The sequence below is a fragment of the Rhodoferax sp. P2_H8_2 genome (genome assembly GCF_056403235.1).
Window position 1 is genome coordinate 413788 of the sequence record NZ_JBFUFW010000002.1, and the last position, 24534, is coordinate 438321.

25 protein-coding genes are annotated in these 24534 nt (G+C 56.0%); 5 read left to right on the forward strand and 20 right to left on the reverse strand.

The window, feature by feature from the left end:
* Positions 1-9: 9 nt before the first annotated feature.
* From AC1DV6_RS04925 to AC1DV6_RS04990, 14 genes are all read right to left on the reverse strand, one after another.
* On the reverse strand, positions 10-714 hold the full coding sequence (locus tag AC1DV6_RS04925) for a transposase (RefSeq protein ID WP_477975676.1): 705 nt from the start codon (positions 712-714) through the stop codon (positions 10-12).
* 12 nt (positions 715-726) lie between these two features.
* Positions 727-1200, reverse strand: a complete 474-nt coding sequence (locus AC1DV6_RS04930) for a glycine zipper 2TM domain-containing protein (RefSeq protein ID WP_477975678.1) — start codon at positions 1198-1200, stop codon at positions 727-729.
* Positions 1201-1248: 48 nt separating this feature from the next.
* Positions 1249-2136, reverse strand: coding sequence for a class I SAM-dependent methyltransferase (locus AC1DV6_RS04935; protein WP_477975680.1), 888 nt, complete (start codon positions 2134-2136; stop codon positions 1249-1251).
* Positions 2133-2723, reverse strand: a complete 591-nt coding sequence (locus tag AC1DV6_RS04940) for a DUF1415 domain-containing protein (RefSeq protein WP_477975682.1) — start codon at positions 2721-2723, stop codon at positions 2133-2135. Before AC1DV6_RS04940 ends, AC1DV6_RS04935 begins: the two co-directional genes overlap by 4 nt.
* 4 nt (positions 2724-2727) lie before the next feature.
* A complete protein-coding gene (locus AC1DV6_RS04945; RefSeq protein ID WP_477975684.1) occupies positions 2728-3375 on the reverse strand; it encodes a hypothetical protein in 648 nt (215 codons plus the stop codon).
* A gap of 72 nt (positions 3376-3447) precedes the next feature.
* Positions 3448-4638 carry a deoxyguanosinetriphosphate triphosphohydrolase gene (locus tag AC1DV6_RS04950; protein WP_477975686.1) on the reverse strand — a complete coding sequence of 397 codons (1191 nt, stop codon included), beginning with the start codon at positions 4636-4638 and terminating at the stop codon, positions 3448-3450.
* Positions 4635-5750 (reverse strand): 3-dehydroquinate synthase, encoded by a 1116-nt coding sequence (gene aroB, locus AC1DV6_RS04955; protein WP_477975688.1) that lies wholly within the window; start codon positions 5748-5750, stop codon positions 4635-4637. The genes AC1DV6_RS04950 and aroB overlap by 4 nt, the downstream gene beginning before the upstream one ends.
* 20 nt (positions 5751-5770) lie before the next feature.
* Entirely contained in the window at positions 5771-6289 is a 519-nt protein-coding gene (locus tag AC1DV6_RS04960; protein WP_477975981.1) for a shikimate kinase, read from the reverse strand.
* Positions 6283-8229 carry an Ig-like domain-containing protein gene (locus tag AC1DV6_RS04965; RefSeq protein ID WP_477975690.1) on the reverse strand — a complete coding sequence of 649 codons (1947 nt, stop codon included), beginning with the start codon at positions 8227-8229 and terminating at the stop codon, positions 6283-6285. The genes AC1DV6_RS04960 and AC1DV6_RS04965 overlap by 7 nt, the downstream gene beginning before the upstream one ends.
* Positions 8230-8337: 108 nt before the next feature.
* Positions 8338-10491, reverse strand: a complete 2154-nt coding sequence (locus AC1DV6_RS04970; protein ID WP_477975692.1) for a type IV pilus secretin PilQ — start codon at positions 10489-10491, stop codon at positions 8338-8340.
* Positions 10488-11030: a pilus assembly protein PilP gene (locus tag AC1DV6_RS04975; protein WP_477975694.1), complete on the reverse strand. Its 543-nt coding sequence runs from the start codon at positions 11028-11030 to the stop codon at positions 10488-10490. The genes AC1DV6_RS04970 and AC1DV6_RS04975 overlap by 4 nt, the downstream gene beginning before the upstream one ends.
* A complete protein-coding gene (locus tag AC1DV6_RS04980) occupies positions 11027-11701 on the reverse strand; it encodes a type IV pilus inner membrane component PilO (protein ID WP_477975696.1) in 675 nt (224 codons plus the stop codon). Before AC1DV6_RS04980 ends, AC1DV6_RS04975 begins: the two co-directional genes overlap by 4 nt.
* Before the next feature lie 7 nt (positions 11702-11708).
* Positions 11709-12347 carry a PilN domain-containing protein gene (locus tag AC1DV6_RS04985; RefSeq protein ID WP_477975698.1) on the reverse strand — a complete coding sequence of 213 codons (639 nt, stop codon included), beginning with the start codon at positions 12345-12347 and terminating at the stop codon, positions 11709-11711.
* A complete protein-coding gene (locus AC1DV6_RS04990; RefSeq protein ID WP_477975700.1) occupies positions 12344-13423 on the reverse strand; it encodes a pilus assembly protein PilM in 1080 nt (359 codons plus the stop codon). Before AC1DV6_RS04990 ends, AC1DV6_RS04985 begins: the two co-directional genes overlap by 4 nt.
* 267 nt (positions 13424-13690) lie before the next feature.
* Here AC1DV6_RS04990 and AC1DV6_RS04995 point away from each other — a divergent pair, with 267 nt between their 5' ends.
* Positions 13691-16060 carry a penicillin-binding protein 1A gene (locus AC1DV6_RS04995; RefSeq protein WP_477975702.1) on the forward strand — a complete coding sequence of 790 codons (2370 nt, stop codon included), beginning with the start codon at positions 13691-13693 and terminating at the stop codon, positions 16058-16060.
* On the opposite strand, the gene cyaY is transcribed toward AC1DV6_RS04995, so the two are convergent.
* A complete protein-coding gene (gene cyaY, locus AC1DV6_RS05000) occupies positions 16057-16383 on the reverse strand; it encodes an iron donor protein CyaY (RefSeq protein WP_477975704.1) in 327 nt (108 codons plus the stop codon). The genes AC1DV6_RS04995 and cyaY overlap by 4 nt on opposite strands.
* A 15-nt stretch (positions 16384-16398) precedes the next feature.
* Here cyaY and lptM point away from each other — a divergent pair, with 15 nt between their 5' ends.
* Both lptM and lysA read left to right on the forward strand, forming a co-directional pair.
* A complete protein-coding gene (gene lptM / locus AC1DV6_RS05005) occupies positions 16399-16584 on the forward strand; it encodes an LPS translocon maturation chaperone LptM (protein ID WP_477975983.1) in 186 nt (61 codons plus the stop codon).
* A complete protein-coding gene (lysA, locus tag AC1DV6_RS05010; protein WP_477975706.1) occupies positions 16581-17864 on the forward strand; it encodes a diaminopimelate decarboxylase in 1284 nt (427 codons plus the stop codon). The genes lptM and lysA overlap by 4 nt, the downstream gene beginning before the upstream one ends.
* A gap of 13 nt (positions 17865-17877) precedes the next feature.
* On the opposite strand, the gene AC1DV6_RS05015 is transcribed toward lysA, so the two are convergent.
* From AC1DV6_RS05015 to AC1DV6_RS05025, 3 genes are all read right to left on the reverse strand, one after another.
* On the reverse strand, positions 17878-18516 hold the full coding sequence (locus AC1DV6_RS05015; protein ID WP_477975985.1) for a protein-methionine-sulfoxide reductase heme-binding subunit MsrQ: 639 nt from the start codon (positions 18514-18516) through the stop codon (positions 17878-17880).
* A gap of 5 nt (positions 18517-18521) precedes the next feature.
* On the reverse strand, positions 18522-19529 hold the full coding sequence (msrP, locus tag AC1DV6_RS05020) for a protein-methionine-sulfoxide reductase catalytic subunit MsrP (protein WP_477975708.1): 1008 nt from the start codon (positions 19527-19529) through the stop codon (positions 18522-18524).
* A gap of 143 nt (positions 19530-19672) precedes the next feature.
* Entirely contained in the window at positions 19673-20311 is a 639-nt protein-coding gene (locus AC1DV6_RS05025; RefSeq protein WP_477975710.1) for a c-type cytochrome, read from the reverse strand.
* 153 nt (positions 20312-20464) lie between these two features.
* Between AC1DV6_RS05025 and yihA the strand changes: the two genes are divergently transcribed.
* Positions 20465-21184, forward strand: coding sequence for a ribosome biogenesis GTP-binding protein YihA/YsxC (gene yihA, locus AC1DV6_RS05030; RefSeq protein WP_477975712.1), 720 nt, complete (start codon positions 20465-20467; stop codon positions 21182-21184).
* 264 nt (positions 21185-21448) lie between these two features.
* Here the strand turns inward: yihA and AC1DV6_RS05035 are convergent, their stop codons facing one another.
* Both AC1DV6_RS05035 and AC1DV6_RS05040 read right to left on the reverse strand, forming a co-directional pair.
* On the reverse strand, positions 21449-22312 hold the full coding sequence (locus AC1DV6_RS05035; RefSeq protein WP_477975714.1) for an LpxL/LpxP family acyltransferase: 864 nt from the start codon (positions 22310-22312) through the stop codon (positions 21449-21451).
* Positions 22309-23142, reverse strand: coding sequence for a lysophospholipid acyltransferase family protein (locus AC1DV6_RS05040; RefSeq protein WP_477975715.1), 834 nt, complete (start codon positions 23140-23142; stop codon positions 22309-22311). Before AC1DV6_RS05040 ends, AC1DV6_RS05035 begins: the two co-directional genes overlap by 4 nt.
* A 179-nt stretch (positions 23143-23321) precedes the next feature.
* Between AC1DV6_RS05040 and metK the strand changes: the two genes are divergently transcribed.
* The gene (gene metK / locus AC1DV6_RS05045) at positions 23322-24506 is read left to right on the forward strand and encodes a methionine adenosyltransferase (protein ID WP_477975716.1); all 1185 of its coding nucleotides are present in this window, start codon (positions 23322-23324) and stop codon (positions 24504-24506) included.
* Positions 24507-24534: the final 28 nt, after the last annotated feature.

Consider the following 24534-nt stretch of genomic DNA (forward strand, 5'->3'; position numbering starts at 1 on the left):
GCCAGCAAGCTATTTGTTATCCGAAGAAACAGGAGTGCTTGGTCGCCCCGGCGCGCGTTTGCTAACCCGGCGTGGCGTTTGGGTTTGCAGATTTGCAACAAAATCAGGGTCTCCCAAGGCCCATCCCTGCATGGTGGCATCCGTCAAGGCCGTCAGGCTGGACTGCCCCAAACCAGCCTGCACCAACTCGGCATATGCAGCCTCGCGTGCAAACGGTGTATTGCCCATGTTCCACACCAGTGGATGGGGCGTGAGCCATTTGTCGGAGCGGCGCCCCACGTAATGGGCATGACTAGACCAGGGGAATTCGATCGCTTGCACTGCTATACCTGCGCGCACCGGGTTCAGATCGATATACGCCATACAGGCCAGCAAGTAGCGCTCAGTCTGGATCAACGTGGCGCGGTAGCGCCCCTCCCACAAGGTACCGCTACGGCGGTGCAAGTCGTTGAAATAGCGCACATAACTACGACCGACCGATTGCATCCATTTGGGGATGCCATCTGCAGTATGGGGGGTTGCAAGCAGATGAAAGTGGTTGTCCATCAGCACATAGGCGTGAACCTCGACCCCAAATTTGCGAGCACTTGCGTCCAGCAAAGACAGCATGGTCTCGCGGTCCGCCGCACCCAAAAAAATGGGTTGGCGGTTGTTTCCGCGCTGGATGATGTGGTGCGGATGGCCCGGCAGCGTCAGGCGCGGGAGACGAGCCATGCCTTTAGCACCTTACTTGGGCGCCTTGGTGACGCGCACCTTGCCGCCGGTTGTCACGAGGATGACTGGGTCACCCGCCACCAACACTTCAGCCCCCTTGGCTTGCACGATGGCACGGCGTTCGCCGCCCTTGAGCTGAACCAGGATTTCATAAGCGTCTTCGCGCGTAGACATGCGCTCAATCGCGTTGCCAGCAGCTGCACCGGCCACACCAGCCAGCACACCCAACACCTGCGCCTCGCGCTGCACGCCACTACCACCGTAACCACCAATGGCACCGACGACACCGCCGACCGCACCGCCGATACCGGACTGGCTGCCATCAACGACCACAGAGCGAACGGACAGCACAACACCATCTTCGACTTGCGCCATGCGTTGTGTGTCACTGCGCTTTATCACGTCCGGGCTGCTACTTGCGCAAGCGCCCAGAAGGGCAGTCAAGGTCAAGGCAATGGTCAAGCTTGGGATGTTCTTCAAATTCATTCTCATACTCCGTCAATCAAAAAGTTCAATGCCAGCGCATTTAACGCATTACGCCGGTATTGCGTTGTCGTCCTTATTGTCTGACGTCAATGTAAACCGGGTGTCAAGTAAGGTTTCCAGACCGCATTCCTTCAAGACGGCCTGCAACCGTTGCGCCGCAGCCCGTTTGCGCTGGCCGGTATACCGTGCCAGGATCAATTCGTTTTTCATACTGTGCTCCCAGCCCACCAGCTCGGTCACAGTGACCTGGTAACCATTGGCTTCCAGGTACAGGCACCGCAAGACATTGGTAAGCTGACTGCCAAATTCACGGGTGTGCATGGGGTGACGCCACAACTCAGCCAGTGGCGTACGGGCCAAGTTCAACGCCTTTTGGTGATTCAGGTGCCTCGCCACTTCTGCCTGGCAGCAGGGCACCAATACAAAGGCCTGCGCCTTCTTCGATAGCCCAAATGCAATCGCATCGTCCGTTGCCGTGTCGCACGCGTGCAGGGCCGTGACGACGTCAATGTGCACAGGCAGCTGGTCAGAGTCGGTGGATTCCGCTACCGACAGGTTGACGAAGGACATACGATCAAACCCGAGACGCTGGGCCAGCGCGCGTGATTTCTCCACCAATTCGGCGCGCGTCTCAATGCCATACAGATGGCTGGCCCCCAAGGCCTTGAAGTACAGGTCGTAAAGAATAAAACCCAAATAGGACTTGCCTGCGCCATGATCCGCCAGAGTACGCATAGCGCCTTGGGGAGGCGGCAACTCCTTCAGCAATTTTTCGATGAACTGGAACAGGTGGTACACCTGCTTGAGCTTGCGGCGTGAATCCTGATTCAGTTTTCCGTCACGGGTAAGGATATGCAACTCTTTGAGAAGCTCAATGGACTGGCCCGGGCGCAATTCATCGCCCAAGGGATTGGCCTGCGGTTTGGCGGTTTTCATAGGCCTATCTTGCCACGCGCCATACCAAGCGCTTGCCACCCTTCAAAGCCCAAATTTTCCAGTGTCTTGATGTTTTCTTCGAAGATCATTTCTGCTTCGGGAAACGCCTGCACAGCCCGATCGATACTGCTCTCGCGCAGCAAATGCAAAGTAGGGTACGGCGAGCGGTTGGTGCAGTTGGTGACGTCGTCCAGTTCGGTGTCAGCAAACTGGAAATCCGGGTGGAAACTGGCAATCTGCAATTCGCCATCCAGGCGCATGCTGGACAACAAGCTGTCGGCCAGAACCAGAAAGTCATTGAAATCCTGAAAAGCCCGCAAGCACTGAGGCACAATCAACAATGTGGTATCCCGAACTTCTGGCGCTGCTTCCATTAACCCCAGAGATTCGCGCTCCAGATCCATCAGCAAGGTCTCAATATGGGTCGCCTGGCTGACCGTGAAATGAATCTGATTCTTGACCAATACCCCTTTGGCGAATGGGCACAGATTCAACCCGATGACTGCACGATCCAGCCAACGCCGCGTCTCAGTTTCCACTTGCTGGATAGCTTCTTGTGTGAGCAAAGAAGTTGCAGACAGGGGCATGTTGTCAGACAAATGTACTGCTTTCTCCAACAATCAACTTGGCCAGCTCATCCAGCACACTGCCGTGAATCTGGTTGGCCGCGTAACTTGCGTTGACAACTTGAAAGCCAGACAGGCAACCCAACCGAAAGTTCAAACGGGCTTCGTCGTGATCGGCAGTAATGGTCACGCTGCCACGGCTCTCCGTGACATAGTCGAAACGAATTTCCTTCAAGGTATTTTTTTCGGGGTGCCGCACGTTGACGCGTTCATGCTTCACATTGCCCGCAACAATGCGTGACTCAATGCGCTGCAGATCTGGTGGGAAATTGGCTCTGACAGAACCGCTTATTGGCTGCCCCATTGTGGGCAGGATCTTCCAACCAAGGGCGATGTAATCAAAGACCTCCTGGTCGCGCAGCTTCTTCTTACGGGCATCGGCGCCGAAACTGGCGAGTTTCATTGCAGGCCACTGTGTCTTGCCATCCAGGCTCAGGGCAGGTCCTGCCGGAGCGATGACGTTAAGCTGTTTCGAGAGCTCAGACACATACAGCCAAACCGTACGGCAAGCTGCCTCCGTAGCTTTCGCGTTCGCTTCCAGCCGCACCGTGTCAGCACCCTGCTGTTGCTGCAATGCGCTTGCCTGCGACTTCAATTGGTTGAGAAAACTCAATTCAGCTCCCGATCGCCCTATAGATGTAACTGAATTTTACCGGGCACACGGCCCCAACTTCAATGCGAAGCCTCAGACCAATAGACGAATACCGGTCAGACGATAGTGCTCGCTGGCAGCAAATCGGTCTGTCATGCCCGCCACGTGGTCCGCGACCATTCGGTAAATATCAACCGCCTCTTGTTCTGTCATTATTTGAAGCGCGCGGGTTGTGGAGCCTGAATGCATCTCCTGCGGCGCTGCGACGTAAGCTGCAAATAGCTCTCGCACCACCTGTTTGGCCATATCCATGGTGCTAACGACTTGGGTGTGTCTGTACAAGCTATCAAACAAGAAAGATTTCAACTCCGTAGAGAGTTGCCGCATTTCATGGCTGAATTGCACCAACACGGGTTTACCGCGTACATCCCAAATATCCTGCGGCTTGGTCACCTCCAGCGCCGCTGCAGTCGTGGAGTTGACGTCACGCACCTGCGCGCTGAGCATTTGGCGAATGGTTTCGTACAGCAGCCTTCGCTCCTGGCCTGGTTCTGCCAGATGTCCATGCGCATGCAATGTTTGACTACAGAATTTCTCGAACAGCGGCACCGCGCGCAGTTGCTCCATGGTCAATAGTCCAGATCGCACACCGTCATCCATGTCGTGTGCGTTGTAGGCGATTTCGTCTGCCAGATTGCAAAGTTGGGCTTCCAGGCTGGGCTGGTAGCGTTCCAGGAAGCGCCGCCCAACCCCACCCTTGCCATCGCTGTAAGCGAACTCGCTCGCCTCCAAAGCTTCTGCATTGCGGCGTGCGCAGTGTTTGAGGATGCCCTCGCGCGTTTCGAAACTGAGATTCAATCCATCAAAATTGGGGTAGCGCCGCTCCAGCCGGTCCACCACACGCAGGCTTTGCAGATTGTGTTCAAAGCCTCCGTGACCCTGCATACACACATTTAACGCATCCTGCCCGGCGTGACCAAACGGTGTATGCCCCAGGTCGTGCGCTAGGGATATGGCCTCCACCAGGTCTTCATTCAATTGCAACGCACGGGCCATGGAGCGCCCCAATTGCGCGACCTCCAAAGAGTGCGTCAGCCGCGTGCGAAACATGTCGCCTTCGTGGTTCAGGAAAACCTGCGTCTTGTATACCAACCGTCGAAACGCGCTGGAATGGACTATGCGATCCCGATCCCGCTGGAACTCAGTCCGGTCAAATGCTGGGGGCTCGACATACCTACGTCCCCGCGATTGTTCCGGGTGACAAGCGTAAACAGCAAGCGTCATGGCACGGGGCTGCAGCAGGCGTCGATCACTTTGCGAACCAATGCATCCGGCGCACCACGCATGGTCGCATTACCCCGGCCATCCACCACCACGAAACGAATTTCGCCGCTCTCGGTTTTTTTGTCGACGCGCATTAGCTCCAGATAACGGCTGGCATTGTCTGCTGCATCAAGGAGCGGTCCACGTACAGGCAACCCCGCCTTCTGAATCAGGCTGGTCAGACGCTGCACATAAGCCAAGTCCACTAACCCTAAACCTAAAGACAGATGCGCAGCCATCACCATGCCACAGCCCACAGCTTCACCATGCAGCCACTTCCCATAGCCCATGCCCGCTTCAATTGCATGGCCAAATGTGTGACCGAAATTCAAAATTGCACGCAGTCCGGACTCTCGTTCGTCTTGTCCCACCACCCAAGCTTTGATCTCGCAACTTCGCTTGACTGCGTATCCAAGCGCAACCGCATCGCGCGCCAACAGCTTGTCCAGATTGGTCTCAATCCAATCGAGAAATTGCAAATCAGCGATGGGGCCGTATTTGATGACCTCTGCCAGCCCCGCAGAGATTTCTCGAGATGGCAATGTATTGAGGGTCGCCAAATCGCACACCACCAGTTTGGGCTGGTAGAACGCCCCCACCATATTTTTTCCCATGGGGTGGTTGATCCCGGTCTTGCCTCCGACAGAGGAATCCACCTGCGCAAGCAAGGTAGTGGGTACTTGCACGAAAGGCACACCACGCATGTAACTTGCGGCCGCAAAGCCTGTCATATCGCCCACCACACCACCGCCCAGTGCAAAGAGGACTGTCTTGCGGTCACATTGGTGAGCAAGCAAGGCATCGAATATCAATTGCAGGGTTTGCCAAGTTTTGAAGTCTTCGCCGTCTGGCAAGGTGACTAAATGGACTATGGCGAAGTGCGGCCGCAATGCAGATTGCAGCGCATCTGCATAAAGGGGCGCCACAGTCACATTGCTGACGATCAGCGCGGTTGAGCCCCGTGGAAGCTGGGCGAAAGTGTCGGCATTGCCCAAAAGACCTGTGCCAATAAAAATGGGATAACTGCGCTCACCCAGCGCGATGGAAACCGTTTGAGAGGAAGTATGCGACATACCCCAAGTTTAGGGGAGCTTTAGCGCAGAGCCCCGGCAAGCTCCAATTGCATTACGATCATGTTGACCAGAGTCGCCACGGAGGGCCGCCCCGTCTCGATCACAAAATGGGCAGTTTCGCGGTAGAGCGGATCGCGCTGGGCGTACAGATCGCGTAAACGGGCAAGCGGGTCTTCCACTTGCAAAAGAGGGCGATGGTGGTCGTGACGCAAGCGGCGCGCCAAATCATCGGGATTGGCCTTCAGGTAAATGACCTGACAACGTTCACGCAGAGCTTGCCGATTGGCCTGACGAAGCACCACGCCACCACCGGTAGACAACACACAAGTAGACTTTGCCGTCAGTAAAGCAATCGTTTCCTGCTCAATATCGCGGAAATTATCTTCGCCCTCTCTATCGAAATACTGGCGAATAGAACACCCCAACTGCACCTCAATGGCATGGTCGGAGTCTTCAAAAGGTAGCTGGAGACGTCGAGCGAGTTGTCGCCCGACGGTGGTTTTACCGGAGCCAGGAAGACCGATGAGGGCAATCAAAATCTCGCAACAGTCCCAACCCCAGCGGGAGATGTCACCGTCACCTCAACTGCAACGGTGATGCAATCGGCGGCAGCATCGAGGTTGACAATGTGATTTCCACCATCAGGAGAGTTGCGGACAATATTGGGACTAACACTTGACACAGTGCACGTTGCGCCGTTCGTTACAACTTTCGCAGACACAGTAGTACCCGTTGGCATAGCGTTTCCGTTCAAATCTTTTACGCTCACAGTAAGCCCAGCTGCGGTCTTACCTGAAATGAGGGCGATCTGAGCAGATGCAGTGCCAAGTGCTATCACAGCTTGTTTGCGGACCCGAATACTATCGCTCCAGGTGCCATCGCATGTATTGTCAATAGACGGATAGTTGAACTGCGAACTAGTAGCCAGACCAACACTCGTGCAGGATACAGCACCGGTCTTGCCACCGGGAATTGTTTGTTCCGTAGCTGCATCAAGGCTACCCGATTCATTGTCATCTCGATACAAGGTCCCAACGTCGTAGAAAGGCTCACTGGCATCCCAGACATTGTTGGCATTTTGGTCAATGAAGCTCTCTTCTCCATCCATATACGCGAGTATCACCGCTCGCCCATTGGCGGGTCGCTGCCCTTGACTGGTGTATTGAACTGAACATTGGGACGCTGTATCCAGGAAACAGGAGCCTTGGACCAAACCATGGGAGGCAATAAAAGTGACCGGCGTTCCTACAGGTACAGGGTTCCCCTGACGATCCGCAACCCGCATTGTCAGAGTTGTTTGTACGCCATCGGTATTAAAGGCTTCAAGACTCAATTTCGTGGCGGACAGCGAGGCCGAATTCTGGGTGGCTCGACCCGAAGTAACCGCAACACCCAAAGACGTAGCTTGAATAGACGGTGTACTCAGCAATTTTGCAGAGACATTTACAGGAGTGGGGAAAGCCCCGGAGGTAACGATCACCGACGCAACTCCAGAACTGTCTGTAACTATCTGTTGAGTTGCTGCTGTAGCAACACTACCCGCCAAAAACTTGACACCGGCCGCAACGGTAGCATTGTCCAAATCCATTGTGACCGACTGGCCTGCCATCCCAGCACCCGTGCTATCCAACACCTTGAATTTCAGCGTGGATTGTTTTATCCCGCCTGCGGTTGTCGATGTCACCATCAAGGGAGCAGTGGCTGAATCAAACACCACATTTGCCGGCATAGCAGCTGCAATGGTAACGGTAGTGGTTGCCGGAGGTGCATTCGTATTCGCCGCAGTAGCGGAAAGCAATGTAGGCCCGGAACAACCCACAGCAGATATGTATGTCGTTGTGACCAAGCCGGAGTTGTTTGTACTTGCGCTGGTTGGGCTGAATGTTCCGCAAGCGGCCGTGAAATTGATAGTAACAACACCGTTGCCTGCCAACACGCCACCGACCCGGCCTTCCGCCGTCACGCTTGTGGTTTGCAAGGCGTTGATGGTTGTCGGCGTCGAGACCATGTTTGTCACAGTCACATTGGCTGCTGTGATCTGGAAATCCAGATTGACAGACACAGGATTGCCATCGATCGTTGCAGAAGCAGAAAGGCTTCCCGCGCCGGTGGTAGACAAACTGACAGGAGAGATCTGTACTTTGGCGACGCCAGTGGCGTCAGTCAGTGCGCTGCTTTGCGCAAGTTTGGCAACACTCGCATCTGCCGTGAACGCAACCAGCTTGTTAGCTATGGGATTCCCCGTTCCATCCTTCAGGGTTGCACGTGCATAAAAAATTGCGCTATTAGCGATCGAATTGGCCGCAACAACAGCGCCGCCGCTATCGACAATTGCCAGTGCAATTGCTGGGGTTGTCGTACCGCCGCCGGAGCCAGAGCCAGAGCCACCAGAGTTGGTACCTGGATTGCCTCCACCGCCCCCGCATGCAACTAGCAATGCAGACGCCAACATCACCAACAAATAGTTAGACAGTTTCATAAAAAATTTACTCATACTTGGGTCTCTCTTGCTTCATGCAACACATTGGCGTCTTCACCTACGTTGTGATTTGTCAAGTTTCATGTGCAACTACACAAAATTCCGCCATCAACGAACGTTTGAATCAGAAAGGGTTTTAGGTGTTATGAATACCAACAACTCTTGCTTGGTTATGCCGTTAGTTTTGTTCTTGAAGAGGTATCCCAGTCCCGGCAAATCTCCAAAAAATGGGACCTTGGCTTCAACCACGTTTTCCACCATTTCGTAAATACCGCCGATAACCACCGTTCCACCATTCTCCACAAGCACCTGCGTCTTGATACGCTTCTTATTAATGACTGGGCCAGCGCTCGGGGTGTTCGCGCCTTGGGTGTCTTTCGTGATTTCGAGATTCAAGATTATTGCGCCCTCTGGAGTAATCTGTGGAGTGACTTCTAGTTTGAGCGTTGCATCCTTGAAAGAAATGGTCGGTCCTCCTCCATTGGCCGCTACGGATCCTTGATAAGGAATCTGCACACCAGATTCAATGATGGCCTGCTGCTGGTTTGCGGTGACGACCCGAGGGCTGGACACCACTTTGCCTTTGCGGTCGCCCTCAAGCGCCTGAATTTCGAGATTGAGATAACGATTTGCAGCGGCACTGAAAATAGACACCCCGAGGGACGCAACTTCTCCAAACCCGCTTCCGTCAGCTGGCAAATTCACGAATGTACCGGAAGTATTCAACGTGCCGCCTCCTCCACTACTTGCAATCGCATTGCCGTAGGAGGTTCCAATCGCAACCCGAGTGTCGCCGGAAACAAGGTATCCACCATCGCCACCACGTGCGGCGCGTTGGTCTGTTGCACCCAACTTGACGCCCAGTGATTTGCTAAAGCCATCACTGGCTTCCACAATGCGCGCTTCGATAAGAACTTGGCGGACAGCCACATCCAGCTTTGCAATCATCTGTTGCACTTGCTCTAACTTGGACGGAATATCAGTAACGAAAAGCTGATTTGTGCGTTGCTCGGCGATAACGCTGCCCCGGGTACTCAAAATTCGCGCACTTGCAGAACCGCCAGCGGCAGACAAAGTACTTCCGCCAGCGGCCAATTGCGCGGCTATATCGGAGGCTTTACCGTAATTGATTTGAAAAGACTGCGTACGCAACGGCTCCAGGTTTTGAACGGCTGCGGTAGCCTCAAAATCCAGCTTCTCCTTGGCGGCAATTTCATCCTTTGGAGCAACCCAAATCACATTGCCGTTTTTCCGCATACCAAGATTCTTGGCTTGCAAAATGATATCGAGTGCTTGATCCCAGGGCACATCTTGCAGGCGCAAAGTTACGGAGCCAGAAACCGAGTCAGACGTCACTATATTAAAGTTCGTAAAGTCTGCAATCACCTGTAGCAGAGAGCGCACTTCAATATTCTGAAAATTCAGTGATAGTTTCTGCCCGTTATATCCAATGCCTTGCGTCAATTTGCGAGGATCGGTCTTAACTTCTTTCACTTCAACAACGAACTGATCGTCGCTTTGATATGCACTGTGCTCCCACAGCCCGCTTGGCTCGATCACCATACGCACGCGATCACCTGCCTGGCTGGTAGTGACGGTCCGGACCGGGGTACCGAAATCACCCACATCGAGACGTCTGCGAAGTCCTTCGGGCAGAGTGGATTTCATGAACTCGACTACCAACCCTTGTCCTTGCTGGCGAATGTCAACACCGACTTGGTTGTTTGGCAGCGCTACGACAATGCGGCCAGCACCATCTGCAGTGCGTCGGAAATCAATATCTTTCAACGGCGCCGAATCCCTGCTGCGATTTTCGGCAAACACCGGGGCAGCGCTGGACGTCACTATGGGACTGCTGGCAATTGCCTCGAGTGCAACAATTAACGATTTGCCTTGAACTTCAGCCTTATACGAGGTCGCCTGACGCAGGTTCAATACAACGCGCGTGCGATCGCCAGCCTGAACAACACTGATTGAGCGCAAATTACCCTGGTTGACTTCTACAGTGGAGCGCCCCATAGCGTTGGAAACGCCCGGAAAATCCAGCGCAATACGCGCAGGAGATTGAATGGCGAATCCTGTAGGAACAGAGGCAAGAGGCTGCGACAAGTCAATACGAACGACCTCCGAACCTCCTTGAACTGAGCCTGAAACCGACTCAATGGCTGGCTGTGCGTAAGCGACGCCAGAGACAACGAGCAATACCGCCATACAAAACCGCTGCAGCATACCCATCTCCGCGCACTGTGTGTGCAATTTCATTTTGACCTCTCTTGCAACGAAAGTGTTGCAACGCGTTCAATCCATTCCCCGACCGCATCCTGAACAATTTCACGCAACGTAACTTCCGTTTCGCTGATTTTCGTGACTTTCCCATAGTTCTGACCGAGGTAATTACCCAGCTTTACTTGATACAAAAGGCTGTCCACTTTTACAAGGGCCACCGGCTGCCCGGCCTTGACTATGCTTCCAACCAAACTCATCGCATCGAGCGGAAATGCTTCCATGGGCTCTTTTCTCCGTGCTAGCTCGGGCGCAACCAATCCGCCATTGGACGCAACTTGAGCCGAGTCACGCTTGAGCGCTTGAGTCAATTTTTGGTTGCTAAAGGGCTCAATCGCAGACGCATTGGTATACGCCTCCGGTTTGAACTGCTTTGGTTCGGGAATAGGCTTCACTTTGGGACGTGTTTGGTTCCGCTCTTCAACCATCCATTGGCGGATATCGTCTTCTTTGGACGCCCCACACCCGACCAGAGGGATTGCCGTCAAAACAGCGAGAAATAAGAAAAAAATTCTCATTTTTTGGCTCCCTTGCCACCTGCAGCTTGACGTTGCGCCAACTGCTCGTCCGGGTCCAAATATCGAAAAGTTTTCGCTGTCGCATCCAATGTCAGCGCACCATCGGCTTTGGGCGCAATGGTCAAGTTATTCAGGGTAACGATTCGCGATAGATTGGCAACATCCGACGCAAATGCCCCAATATCGTGATAGCGCCCGGTATACCTGATTGAGATTGGAAGTTCTGCGTAATATTCTTTAACAGCAATTTGTCCAGGACGAAAAATGTCATTTTGCAAGCTGCGTCCCAAGCCGGCTTGATTAATATCAGAGAGGAGCGCATCCATTTCAGCCTTGCTTGGGAGTTGTTTCTCCAATTGCGTTACATACTGCTGAACCTGTTCACGCTGCTTCTTCAACACATCCAGATTGACTGCTTTGGCAAGCTTGGTCTTGTAGTCGTCTCGAAGCTTGACTTCCTTTTCTTCTTCTGCATGCAGAACCTCTTGAGACCCGCTGAGCCAAACAAACCACAGAGCAACAACAACCGCAATGGCCGTTGCAGCAAATAGCGCATTTCTCGGCAATGCGGGCCATGCAGAAGGATCCTTGGGATCCAGATCGCGAAACTGACTGACCAGCTTCTCCTGCAATGCCGCAAAGTCTATGGAACTTGGAAGTTTTGTTGCCATACCGTTCCTACTGCTTTTTCTGCTCAACGGCGGGAATTGGCGCCGATGCAGAAGCCGTTGGCGAAGTAGCCGCCTTCTCTACTTCGCTCGCTCTAACCAGCCTCACTTTAATTACAAAATTGGCAACACGCTTCTGCTCTTTTCCAGAGAGGGTGACATTTCCAGCAACGATTTCAATCAATTCAGGCTTGGTGAACCAAGGGGTGTTGTTTGCAAGGTTGCGGAATAGTTCGGCCACGCGCTCGTTCGACTGGGCAACCCCATTGATCGTGACCATCTTGTCCACTTGCGTCATTTTGGAAATATAAGTGCCATCTGGCAGCTGATTCACCAGCTCCGTTAACAAATGCACGGGCAAATTGCGGTCCGACTGCAAATCTTCAACGGCTTGCTGACGCGCACGCAGTGCCGCAATTTCTGTCTCGAGCGTTGCAATGTCCTTGATTTGGGCTTCGAGTTTTTTAATTTCGGTGTCGAGAATGAAATTGGTACTCTGTTGGGTAGAGATAGCCGCCTGGAACCACAGGAAGATTGCACCAGCCACGATGCCACCCAGCATGGCCGAGGCACCGATGGACACATTGAAAACATCACGGCGACGCTTGCGTGCCGCTTCTCGGTGAGGGAGCAGGTTGATCAGAATCACTGCGAGAACCTCCGCAAAGCCAGTCCACAGGACGTCAGATACGACGGCGCCTCACGCGTCATACGCTTCAGGCGCACGCCATCTCCAATTTCCATACCATCAAAGGGATTGAGCAGGCTGCAAGGAAAAGAAGTATGTTGCGTCACCGCAGCGGTCAAGCCAGGCAGCGCAGCCGAGCCGCCTGCCAACATGATGTAGTCCACTTTGTTGTGCGGCGTACTGGTAAAGAAGAACTGCAGCGCGCGCCCCAACTCCTGCACCATGGTATCGATGAAGGGCTTCAGAACAGTGGATTCGTAATCTTCGGGGAGCTCGCCACTGCGCTTTTTACTCTCCGCTTCTTCTTGGGAGAAACCGTATTGGCGCACGATCAGCTGAGTCAACTGCGCGCCACCGAATGCCTGATCACGGTCATATAGTACCTCTTCGTCACGCAACACCTGCATGCTGGTGGTCATTGCGCCGACTTCGAACAGTGCAACGATGGCACCGACACCTTTGTTTGGCAAATTCTCAATCATGCGACCGGCCGCCAGACGCGATGCGTAAGACTCCACATCCACAATAATTGGCGTGAGGCCCGCCGCTTCGGCCAGACCTTGAATGTCTTGCACCTTCTCGCGGCGCGACGCCGCAATCAGCACCTCCACATCACCAGGAGAGGTCGTACTAGGCCCGATAACGCAGAAATCCAGACTCACTTCATCCAGTGGGAAGGGAATGTATTGATTCGCCTCGGTTTCAACCTGGGATTCCAGCTCCTGGTCAGACATGCCGCCTGGAAGGATGATTTTCTTGGTGATTACCGCAGAAGGCGGTAATGCCATGGCCACGTTTTTGGTCTTGCTGCCGCTCTTTTTGACGAGCTTGCGCAACGCACCAGCCACTTCATCGAACTTTTCGATGTTGCCGTCCGTGATCCACCCTCGCTCGAGCGGTTCGATGGCGCAGCGTTCGAGCACCAGATTTCCGGCCTTGTCACGGCCCAACTCCACCAGCTTGACGCTGGAGGAACTGATATCCAACCCTAACATCGGTGCGGGTTGGCGACTGAAAAGCGACCCCAATGAGATCAAAACTGTCCCCTGAAACTGGCCAGTGGAGTACTGGTCATACTTAAGAAATCACTTGAATGCTATCAGTAAGCTCCTTGTCCCGCAAAGGTTTTTTCTGTTTCAGGTTGTTTTGAACGTTGCCAAAAGCAGACGCTTTGCGGGCTATTTTGCAATTGCCACATCCCCGCTCCTTATGAACCCGCGCCTGCGGTAACAATGCACGGCCAGCTCTTTCTTGGGCACGCCACACCATTTTTATAATGGCCCAGCGCGTTCAACACTCTTTTCATGCCAACCAACAACAGCCCCGACTCGAAAGCATCCAGTGCACCCAAGCCACCAGCGCAGCGCCATTGGTTGCTGACAGCGGCGCTGTGGGCTGCAGGCATTGCCGCCGCGGGTGCAATATCTCTGGCAATGGCCATTGGCCTGGCGCTCGCAGTGGCGTTCCCGAACCTTCCGGACATCACGGACTTGTCCGACTACCGGCCGAAGTTGCCACTTCGGGTTTTCTCCGCTGAAGGCACCCTCATAGGTGAGTTTGGAGAAGAGCGGCGCAATCTGACCCCCATGAACGAGATACCCAAGGTCATGGCGAATGCCGTACTGGCCATTGAGGATGCTCGCTTCTATCAACATGGCGGTGTGGACTACATCGGCGTAGTACGTGCCGGTCTGGCGAATGTGGGGAAAGTCAAAAGCCAGGGGGCCTCCACGATCACCATGCAGGTGGCGCGCAATGTATACCTGTCGTCCGAAAAGACCTTCACCCGCAAGATTTACGAAATCCTGCTGACCTTCAAGCTGGAGCACATGCTGACCAAGGACCAGATCCTTGAGATCTATATGAACCAGATTTTTCTGGGAAATCGCGCCTATGGGTTTGCGGCGGCTTCGGAAGCCTATTTCGGCAAACCGCTCAAGAGCATCACCATCGCAGAGGCAGCCATGCTGGCGGGTCTGCCAAAGGCACCCTCAGCCTACAACCCGATCAGCAACCCTAAACGCGCCCGCTCACGCCAGCTCTACATCATTGATCGCATGCTGGAGAACGGCTTCATCACGACTGACGAAGCCGAAGTAGCCAAAAAGCAAGAGCTGAAAGTCCGTGCCAATTCGAATGCCACGGAAATTCACGCAGAGTACGTCGCAGAAATGGTGCGTCAATTGATGTATGCCCAATATGGGGAAGAGACTTACACCCGTGGCCTGGACGTGCACACCAGCATACGAACCAATGAGCAGGAAGCCGCCTACAAGTCCCTGCGCCGCGGCATCATGGACTACGAGCGCCGCCAGATTTACCGGGGGCCGGAAAAGTTCATCACACTGCCTACCAACGCATCTGATGCTGAAGACGCGATTGATGAAGTGCTGGAGGAGCACCCGGACAATGGTGACGTGATGTCAGCCGTGGTTCTGGAGGCCGATTCCAAGCACATCAAGGCAATTCGCCAGAACGGCGAGTCCGTCGAAATTACGGGCGATGGCCTGAAACCCGCCCAATCCGGCCTGTCTGACAAAGCACCGCCCAACATCAAGGTACGCCGCGGTGCCGTGATTCGTGTCGCCAAGACCGCCAAGGGCGGATGGGAAATCACCCAGTTGCCTGAAGTGGAAGGCGCGTTTGTTGCATTGGACCCCCGCGACGGCTCCATCAAGGCGCTGGTGGGCGGATTCGACTTTGCCAAGAACAAGTTCAACCACGTGACCCAAGCCTGGCGCCAGCCAGGCTCCAGCTTCAAGCCCTTTATCTACTCCGCGGCGCTCGAAAAGGGCTTCACGCCCTCCACCGTGATCAACGACGCCCCCTTGTTTTTTGATGCCGGCGTAACGGGTGGCCAGCCGTGGGAGCCCAAGAACTATGACGGCACCTTCGAAGGCCCGATGACATTACGCAGAGGCTTGGCGAAATCCAAGAACATGATTTCCATCCAGATTCTGCAAAGCATCGGCACCCAATATGCGCAAGAATGGATTGGCCGATTTGGCTTTGATCCGGAGAAACACCCGGCCTATCTCACGATGGCGTTGGGCGCTGGGTCTGTGACGCCACTGCAAATGGCCACCGGTTACTCCGTCTTCGCCAACGGTGGCTACCGTGTAAACCCCTCGCTGATCACACAAGTCAAGGAGCAACGGGGTAAGGTATTGATCGAAACGCAGGCGTTCAAACTGGATGCGTCGCAACGCGCGATTGAACCCCGTAACGCCTTCATGATGACCAGCCTGCTACAGGAGGTCACTCGCTCTGGCACTGCTGCCAAGGCCCAGGCTACGCTGAAGCGCCCGGATGTGTACGGTAAAACGGGAACCACCAACGATTCCATGGACGCCTGGTTTGCGGGCTTCCAGCCCACACTCACTGCAGTGACCTGGATTGGCTACGACACGCCACGCAAGCTGGGCGATCGCGAAACCGGTGGCGGCTTGAGTTTGCCGGTCTGGATCAGCTTCATGGAAACTGCGCTGAAGAATATTCCGGTGATGGAACCCGCAGCGCCTGAAGGCGTAGTCCATGTCGGCGGCGAGTGGTATTACGACGAATTTGCCAAAGGCGGCGGTGTCAGCACCTTGGGCCAGGATGACAAACCACAGTCCATCGTGCTTCCTCCGGCCGAAGAGAAGAAGCGAATTCTTGACCTGTTCAAAAACTAGGAAAAGACCAGCGATTGCCCGCCTTGCAGGCTGGCATCCTGTGACAGCCGACTGAAGAAGTCACCCTGCCCCTTCGTATCCAGCCACTGTCCATCTTGCCATTTGAAGTGATAACCGCCAGTCTTGGCGGCCATCCAGACTTCGTGCAAGGGCTTTTGCAAGTTGACGACGATCTGGCTGCGGTCGCCAAACGTTAAAGTGACCATGYCTCCGCTGCGCTGGTTGTCGATATCGGCATCGGTTTCATCATTGAAGCGGTCACATGTTGACTCAATCGCCTGTAACAAAGCTTCGGCGCGGTCCAAAAATTCGGAGTCAGTCATTACAATTTGCCCATGATGAGATTGAAGCAAATTCTAGTTGGCACCCATACCCTTGCTGCAGGTGTGTGCTTGCTGACCGCCTGCGGTCAAACGGGTGCGCTGTATCTGCCCACTGCTCCAAATGTGGCCCCAAGTGCCGCGACTCCCTCTCAATCCTCCCCTCAACCCCCTGCTGATACACCCCCACCCAAGAGTCCATGACCTCCACTGTTTTGCCCGGCCAACCGCATATTCATTTTCAGAATGGCCAACTGCATGTAGAAGGTCAATCGGTTCAGGCCTTGGCTGACCTCCACGCCACGCCGCTGTTTGTCTATTCCAAAACGGCCATGCTGGATGCCTTGGCTGCGTACCAGCGCGGCTTTGCCGGGCGCAACGCGCAGATTTGTTACGCAATGAAAGCCAACTCGTCATTGGCCGTGTTACAGGTATTTGCGAAGGCCGGTTGCGGCTTTGACATCGTCTCTGCGGGTGAGCTCGCCCGCGCACTGAAGGCAGGCGCCGATGCTTCCAAGATCATTTTCTCGGGCGTTGGCAAGACCCGCGACGAGATGCGCACGGCGCTGGAAGTAGGGATCGGCTGCTTCAACGTGGAGAGCGAGTCGGAAATCGACGTGCTCAACGAAGTCGCGCTGGCTATGGGCAAGCAGGCGCCAATCAGCATCCGCGTCAACCCCAACGTCGACCCCAAGACCCATCCCTACATTTCGACCGGCCTCAAGGGCAACAAGTTCGGTATCGCGCACGAACGCACTGTCGCGACCTACCAGCATGCCGCTTCGCTACCAGGCCTGCTGGTCACTGGTATCGATTGCCACATCGGCTCACAAATTACCCAGGAGACGCCCTACCTCGACGCCGTCGACCGCATGCTGGATCTGGTGGAAGCCATTGAGGCCGCAGGCATCCCCATCCACCACATCGACTTCGGCGGCGGACTCGGCATCCATTACGAACGCGACATACCGCCCGCGGCCGATGCCTTGTGGACCAAGCTGCTGGCCAAACTGGACCAACGCGGCTACGGAAATCGCAAGCTGCTGGTCGAGCCTGGCCGCTCGCTGGTGGGCAACGCCGGCATTTGTGTGACCGAGGTGCTGTATGTCAAGCCCGGCGAACTCAAGAATTTCTGCATCGTCGACGCGGCGATGAATGACTTGCCGCGACCTGCGATGTACCAAGCCTTTCATGCCATCGTGCCGGTCAACGAAGCTGCATTGCAAACGGATGCCTCCGCGGTGTACGACGTGGTCGGCCCGGTCTGTGAAAGCGGCGACTGGATTGGACGCGATCGCAACCTGGATGTGAAGCCCGGTGACCGCCTCGCCGTGCTATCCGCGGGCGCCTATTGCATGAGCATGGCCAGCAACTACAACTCGCGCAACCGTGGTGCGGAAGTGCTGGTGGATGGCACGCGAGCTCACCTGATACGTCGCCGCGAGACGCTGGACGAGCAAATGCGCTCCGAGTTGTTGCTATAAAAAAAGTAGCTGCCTACGCACGTTCCGTGGGCGTTACAGGCACTTTTTTCTTGTAGCGCTGAATGACACGCCAACCCAGTAGCAGGGTCAGAATGCCGGCGTAGACAGCCACCTCGGCGAAGTTATTCTTGCCGGAGCGCATCCAGAAGAAGTGCAGGATGGCCAGCGCAGCCACGGCATAGACCAGCTTGTGCAAGGCCTGCCAACGTTTGGCGCCCAAAAACTTGATGGCGCGATTGAATGAGGTTGCCGCCAGCGGCGTTAGCAGCACAAAGGCGCCGAACCCGACCAGGATGAACGGTCGTTTGGCAATGTCCTTGGCGATATCTCCCACATCCAGCCCCATGTCAAACCATGCATACGCAAACAGGTGCAGACAGACATAGAAGTAGACGAACAGCCCCAGCATGCGCCGCAGGCGCGCTAGCGCGGGCAGCTTGGCGATTACACGCAATGGGGTCACTGTCAGTACGACACACAACATCCGCAATGTCCAGTCGCCGGTGGAGCGAACCAGTGCCTCCGCTGGATTGGCGCCCAGCTTGTCGGCAAACGCCGCGAACACCAGCCAGGTGAATGGCAGGAGCGCCAACAAGAAGAGCACCGGCTTGGCCCACGCGCCAAGCAGCCAGCGATTGATGCGCGCAACCATGGCGCTCAATAGAACTTCTTCAGGTCCATGCCGGCATAGAGCTGACCCACCTGCGCCTCGTAGCCGTTGAACATCAGCGTCTTGCGCTTCTTCGCAAACAAGCCGTCCTCACCAATGCGCCGTTCCGTCGCCTGGCTCCAACGCGGGTGGTCCACCTCAGGATTAACGTTGGAATAGAAACCGTATTCGTTGGCGGCGGCCTTGTTCCAGGCGGTTCCCGGCATGCGGTCTGTCACACGGATTTTCACAATGCTCTTGCCGCTCTTGAAACCGTATTTCCATGGCACGACCACGCGCACCGGCGCGCCGCTCTGGTTGGGCAACACTTCGCCATACATGCCGAACGTCAGCAGCGTCAGCGAGTGCATCGCTTCATCCATCCGCAAACCCTCCACATACGGCCAGTCCAGCACACGCGAGCCAACGAAAGGCATGGTCTTGGGGTCGGCTTGCGTGACGAACTCCACATACTTGGCACTGCCCTGCGGCTCTACGCGTTTGAGCAATTCCGCAAGTGAGTAGCCCACCCACGGGATCACCATGGACCAGCCTTCCACGCAGCGCAGGCGGTAAATGCGCTCTTCCATCGGGCTGAGTTTGAGCAGGTCTTCCAGCGCCCATTTGCCGGGCTTCTTGACCATGCCTTCGACTTCAACGGTCCACGGACTGGTTTTCAGCGTATGGGCGTTGGCAGCGGGATCGGACTTGTCGGTGCCGAACTCATAGAAGTTGTTGTAGGTGCTGGCGTCTTTGTAGGGTGTGATCTTTTCCCCGGTACTGGCACCGGCCACGGTGCTGGTTTTGGAATTGAGCGGCGAAAGTTTTCCGGGGCGCACAACTGCTGCGGGCGTTTGCGCCAGCGCCGCACGATTGGCCCAGGTCGCCATCGCCGCGCCCCCCGCACCCAGCGCCAGACGCTTCAGAATGTCGCGGCGCTGTGCGTAGATCGCTGGATCAGTGATTTCACTGGGCACCGGGTGGTTGAAACCGTCGTCTTGGGTCTTGATCAGCATGGGATTTCCTTATTACGACCATTGGTCGGCGTGACGCCAATATTCTTACAGTCTGGCACGAACGCAAGACCCGCGCTGTGCGTCAACCATCACAAAGCAAAAAGGGCATCCGAAGATGCCCTTTTTTGTGGATAGCCGCACTATCAGCGCAAGCCAGCGATGTAATCAGAAACCGCCTTGATTTCCTTGTCGTTCATCTTGGCTGCTACCTGTGTCATTTGCAGGCTGTTCTTGCGGCCGCCGTCGCGGAAGGTGGTCAACTGGGCAATCGCATAGTCCGAATGCTGGCCACCCAGACGCGGATATTGGGAAGGAATGCCAGCACCGTTGGGGCTGTGGCAGCCGGCGCAGGCAGGCACCTGGCGGTCGGCAATGCCACCGCGGTAAATGCGCTCACCCAAGGTCACCAGTTCCTTGTCCTTGGCAAAACCGGGCTTGGCTTTCTTGGAAGCCACCCAGTAGGCAATGTTCTTCATGTCTTCATCAGACAGCGCGGCAGCAAAGCCCTTCATGACGGGGTTGGCGCGCTTGTCGGATTTGAATTCCTGCAATTGCTTGACCAGGTACTCGGGATGCTGCTGAGCCAGCTTGGGGTAGGCCGGTGTGCCCGAATTGCCGTCTGCACCGTGGCAGGCGGCGCAAACCGCGCCGTAGCTGGCCTCACCCTTGGCGAGATCCGGCTTTGCGGCTTTGGCAGGTTCGTGGCTGGCATCGGCTGCAACAGCCGGGGACTGGAAGCCAACGAGGGCTGCAGCGATAAGCAGGGGGGCGATCAACTTCATATGCGTTTCGTGTCTGGTGGGCAAAACTGCCCGCATTCTACATTGCCCCCACGCTCCCGCTGTGCGGGTCGCTGCCCCCCGAGGGGGCGAATTTGCCTTGGGGGCGGCCCGGCGGCAAATTAGAATGCGTCTTCGGGCCCAACTACCAATTCAATGACCACCCACACCAAGCCAACGCCCGCAAAGCCCGCTATTGCCACGCCTCCCGCCGAAAAATCGGCTGCGACCGTCGCCCTGGGCTGGTTGCACACCGCCAAATTCCTGACGACAGCGCCCGAACTGCACTTCCTGCCCGAGCTGGAAGTACCGGAAATCGCTTTCGTGGGCCGCTCCAATGCGGGTAAATCCACCTGCATCAACATCCTGACGCAGCAAAAACAGTTGGCCTTCGCCTCCAAGAAGCCAGGCCGCACCCAGCACATCAACCTGTTTGCGTTGGGTAAGCAGGGCATCATGGACGCCGTGTTGACCGATTTGCCGGGCTACGGCTACGCGGCCGTGCCCAAGGCGGACAAGATCCGCTGGCAGCAGGTGATGGCCAACTATTTGGTGACCCGCAAGAACCTGAAAGCGATTGTGCTGATGGCCGACCCACGCCATGGCATGACCGAGCTGGACGAAATCCTGCTCGATGTAATCCGTCCACGGGTTGAGGAAGGCCTCAAATTCCTGATCATCCTGACCAAGGCCGACAAGTTGACCCGCAGCGAGCAGACCAAGATTTTGTCGATCACCAAGCTGCAGGCTGGTGGGGGCGAGGTGATGCTGTTCTCGGCGCCCAAGCGTCAGGGTATTGATGAGGTGGCTAAATTGCTTTGGAAGTGGGCGCATCCTGTATCTGAGACACCCGCACCCGCTGCATTGCCGGAATAGGTTTCCTTTGGGAGAGGAGGGCTTGGGTGTTCTGCTCCGTGTCCCCCGCCCTTTGGGCTCCTCCTTGACCTGCGCAGAACACCCAAGCCCTCCTCTCCTGCCTATGCTCTTGTACGGCGACGACATGAGTCCCCCAGTCTCAAGCAACGGGGATGGGGTGCATGCCGCAGCGAAATCAAGGGGGAGGCCGAAGGCCGGAGGACATTCGCGGAGGTATGTACCCCATCCCCGATGCGGGCGAACGCAATTACCGGCACACAGAAATCAGTAAGGCGGCGCTTCCCCATTGGGGCGGTCTTTGAACCGCTTGTGCACCCAGTAATACTGCGACACCATGGTATCGATATAGGCCTGCAAGCGAACATTCATCAGCGCCGTATCAGCTTCAACATCGTCGCTGGGGTAGTCGGTCCACGCTGGCTTCACGTCCACTTCGTAACCCTCATGCGTCATGCGCGTAATCACGGGCACAACCTTGGCACGGCCCAATCTGGAAAAACGTGGCAGCGAAGGCACGGTCGCCGCAATAACGCCGTAGAACGGCACCCACAGCGACTCCTTGGGGTCGAAGTTCATGTCGGGCAACAAATACATGGGTTCGCCGCGCTTGATCGCATTGACCATGGGCTTGACGCCGGCCAGCCGCGCGACAATTTCCGGGTTGCCGAAACGGCGTCGGCCGGCTTCAATCCAGGCATCGGCGACAGGGTTGGCCTGCGCCTGGTAAATACCGGAACACCGACGCGGCAACAACAAAGTCAAAGCGGTCCAGCAGGCGTCCATTCCGACAAAATGCGGTCCGAACAAAACGGTGGCTGAATCGCCCTGCAGCTCCTGCACTGCACCAGTCAACTTCAGACGCTTGCGCAACGTGTCTTCGCTGGCGTGCCACAGCCAGCCGCGGTCCAGCCAGGACTGCGCGAAGTAGATAAAGTTCTCGCGCGCAACAGCACGCACCTTTTCTTCAGGCCACTGTGGAAAGCACAACCGCAAATTGATCTGCACGACTTTGCGACGTGAGGCGACCAGTGCGTATAGCAACCGGCCCAGCAACCAGCCCAGGGCGCGCACCCACGGTAGCGGCAGGCGGCCCACCCACTCCATCAGCACATAGGGCAGTCGACTCATTGTTTGTCTTCCCGAGGTTGCTTGTAACGGTCGTAGCCCCACAGGTACTGCCCGGCACCTTGTCGCACCAATTGCTCCATCGCCCGGTTGATTTGTAAGGTTGCAGCACCCAGATCGGCAGCCAGAGCATCGTGCATCGCATGCACATGCACGGCATAGCCACTGCCCCACGATAGACGCTCGCCCCACGCGATCAAGATGCTTGCGCCGGTCTGCTGGGCTAACCGGGCAGACAGCGTCATCGTGTAGGCATCGCGGCCAAAGAAAGGCACCCACAGCCCTTGCCCTGCAGGCGGCACTTGATCCGGCAGCAAGCCCACACAATTACCTGCTTTCAATGCGCGCACCAGTTGCTTGACACCCGCAAGCGTGGTGGGAGCGGTGGTCATCCCCGGGCGTGCACGCGAGCTCGCGACCAGGTCCGCCAGCCAGGCTTTGCGGGCGGGTCGGAACAAGACGGTCATCGGACGGCCCGCCCTACCGAAGCGTTGCGCATAGGCCTGCGCCGTCACTTCAAAACAACCCAGATGCGGGGTCAAAAACAATACCCCCTTACCCGTCTGCAGGGCTTGATCAATATGCTCCGCACCATGCCAAACAACGGGCACTTCGGAGCCCATCCACAGTCGCGGCAATTCGGCAACAAGCTTGCCGCCTTCGCCCACGGCCCGCGTCCATTGGCTTGATGCAACACCCGCTTGTGCGCAGTTCGCAAGAAAACGCCTGCGATACGTGGGGGACAACAGGAAACTCACCCAACCCAGGAACCAGCCCACGCCATGCAATACCCACAATGGAAAAACGGACAGTATTTTGAAAAGACCGAACATGGCTGGGATAAAATACAGGCGTCGCTGAGTTACGGAACTACTTGCAGGGCGACACCCATGATGGCATCCTTCTGCGGGTTGCCATTGTGCCTTGTCAATGCTGACAAATCTGCTAAAGCGTTCGCTGCAAGCTCCATAGCCCAAGCAACGCGACTTGATGTTTTATTGGAGCAAGCACTATGGCGAACGATTTTCTCTTTACATCCGAGTCTGTTTCTGAAGGTCATCCCGACAAGGTGGCAGATCAGATTTCTGACGCAATTCTGGATGCGATTTTCAAACAGGACCCGCGCTCGCGCGTGGCCGCAGAGACACTGACCAACACTGGCCTGGTTGTCCTCGCCGGTGAGATCACCACCAACGCACACGTCGACTACATCCAGGTCGCACGCGACACGATCAAACGCATCGGCTACGACAACACCGAGTACGGCATCGACTACAAGGGCTGTGCGGTCCTCGTGGCTTATGACAAGCAATCCAACGACATCGCCCAGGGCGTGGACCATGCGTCTGACGACCACTTGAACATTGGCGCTGGCGATCAGGGTCTGATGTTTGGTTACGCCTGCGATGAAACGCCCGAGCTGATGCCCGCGCCCATCTACTACGCGCACCGCCTGATGGAGCGCCAGGCCCAGTTGCGCAAGGATGGCCGCCTGCCTTTCCTGCGCCCGGATGCCAAGAGCCAGGTCACGATGCGCTATGTCGACGGCAAGCCCCACAGCATCGACACCGTCGTGCTGTCCACCCAGCACAGCCCCGACCAGTCCGAAACCCAGACCACGATGAAAGCCAGCTTTACCGAAGCCATCATCGAAGAAATCATCAAGCCGGTTCTGCCCAAAGAGTGGCTGCAAAACACCCGCTATCTGGTCAACCCGACAGGTCGTTTCGTCATTGGCGGCCCACAGGGTGACTGCGGTTTGACCGGTCGCAAGATCATTGTCGACACCTACGGCGGCGCCTGCCCCCACGGCGGTGGCGCGTTCTCCGGCAAAGACCCGAGCAAGGTGGACCGCTCTGCCGCCTACGCAGCCCGCTATGTGGCAAAGAACATCGTTGCCGCCGGTTTGGCCAAGCAGTGCCAGATTCAGGTCGCCTACGCGATTGGTGTGGCCAAGCCGATGAACGTGACTGTGTACACCGAAGGCACTGGCGTGATCTCCGACGAGAAAATCGCCGCCTTGGTCAACGAACATTTCGATCTGCGCCCCAAGGGCATCATCCAGATGCTGGATCTGCTGCGCCCAATCTACGAGAAGACCGCTGCCTACGGTCACTTCGGTCGCGAAGAGCCGGAATTCACATGGGAACGCACCGATAAAGCGCAAGTGCTGCGTGCAGCGGCCGGTTTAAAGTAAGACTTGCAGGTCAGACCATTCGCGCAAG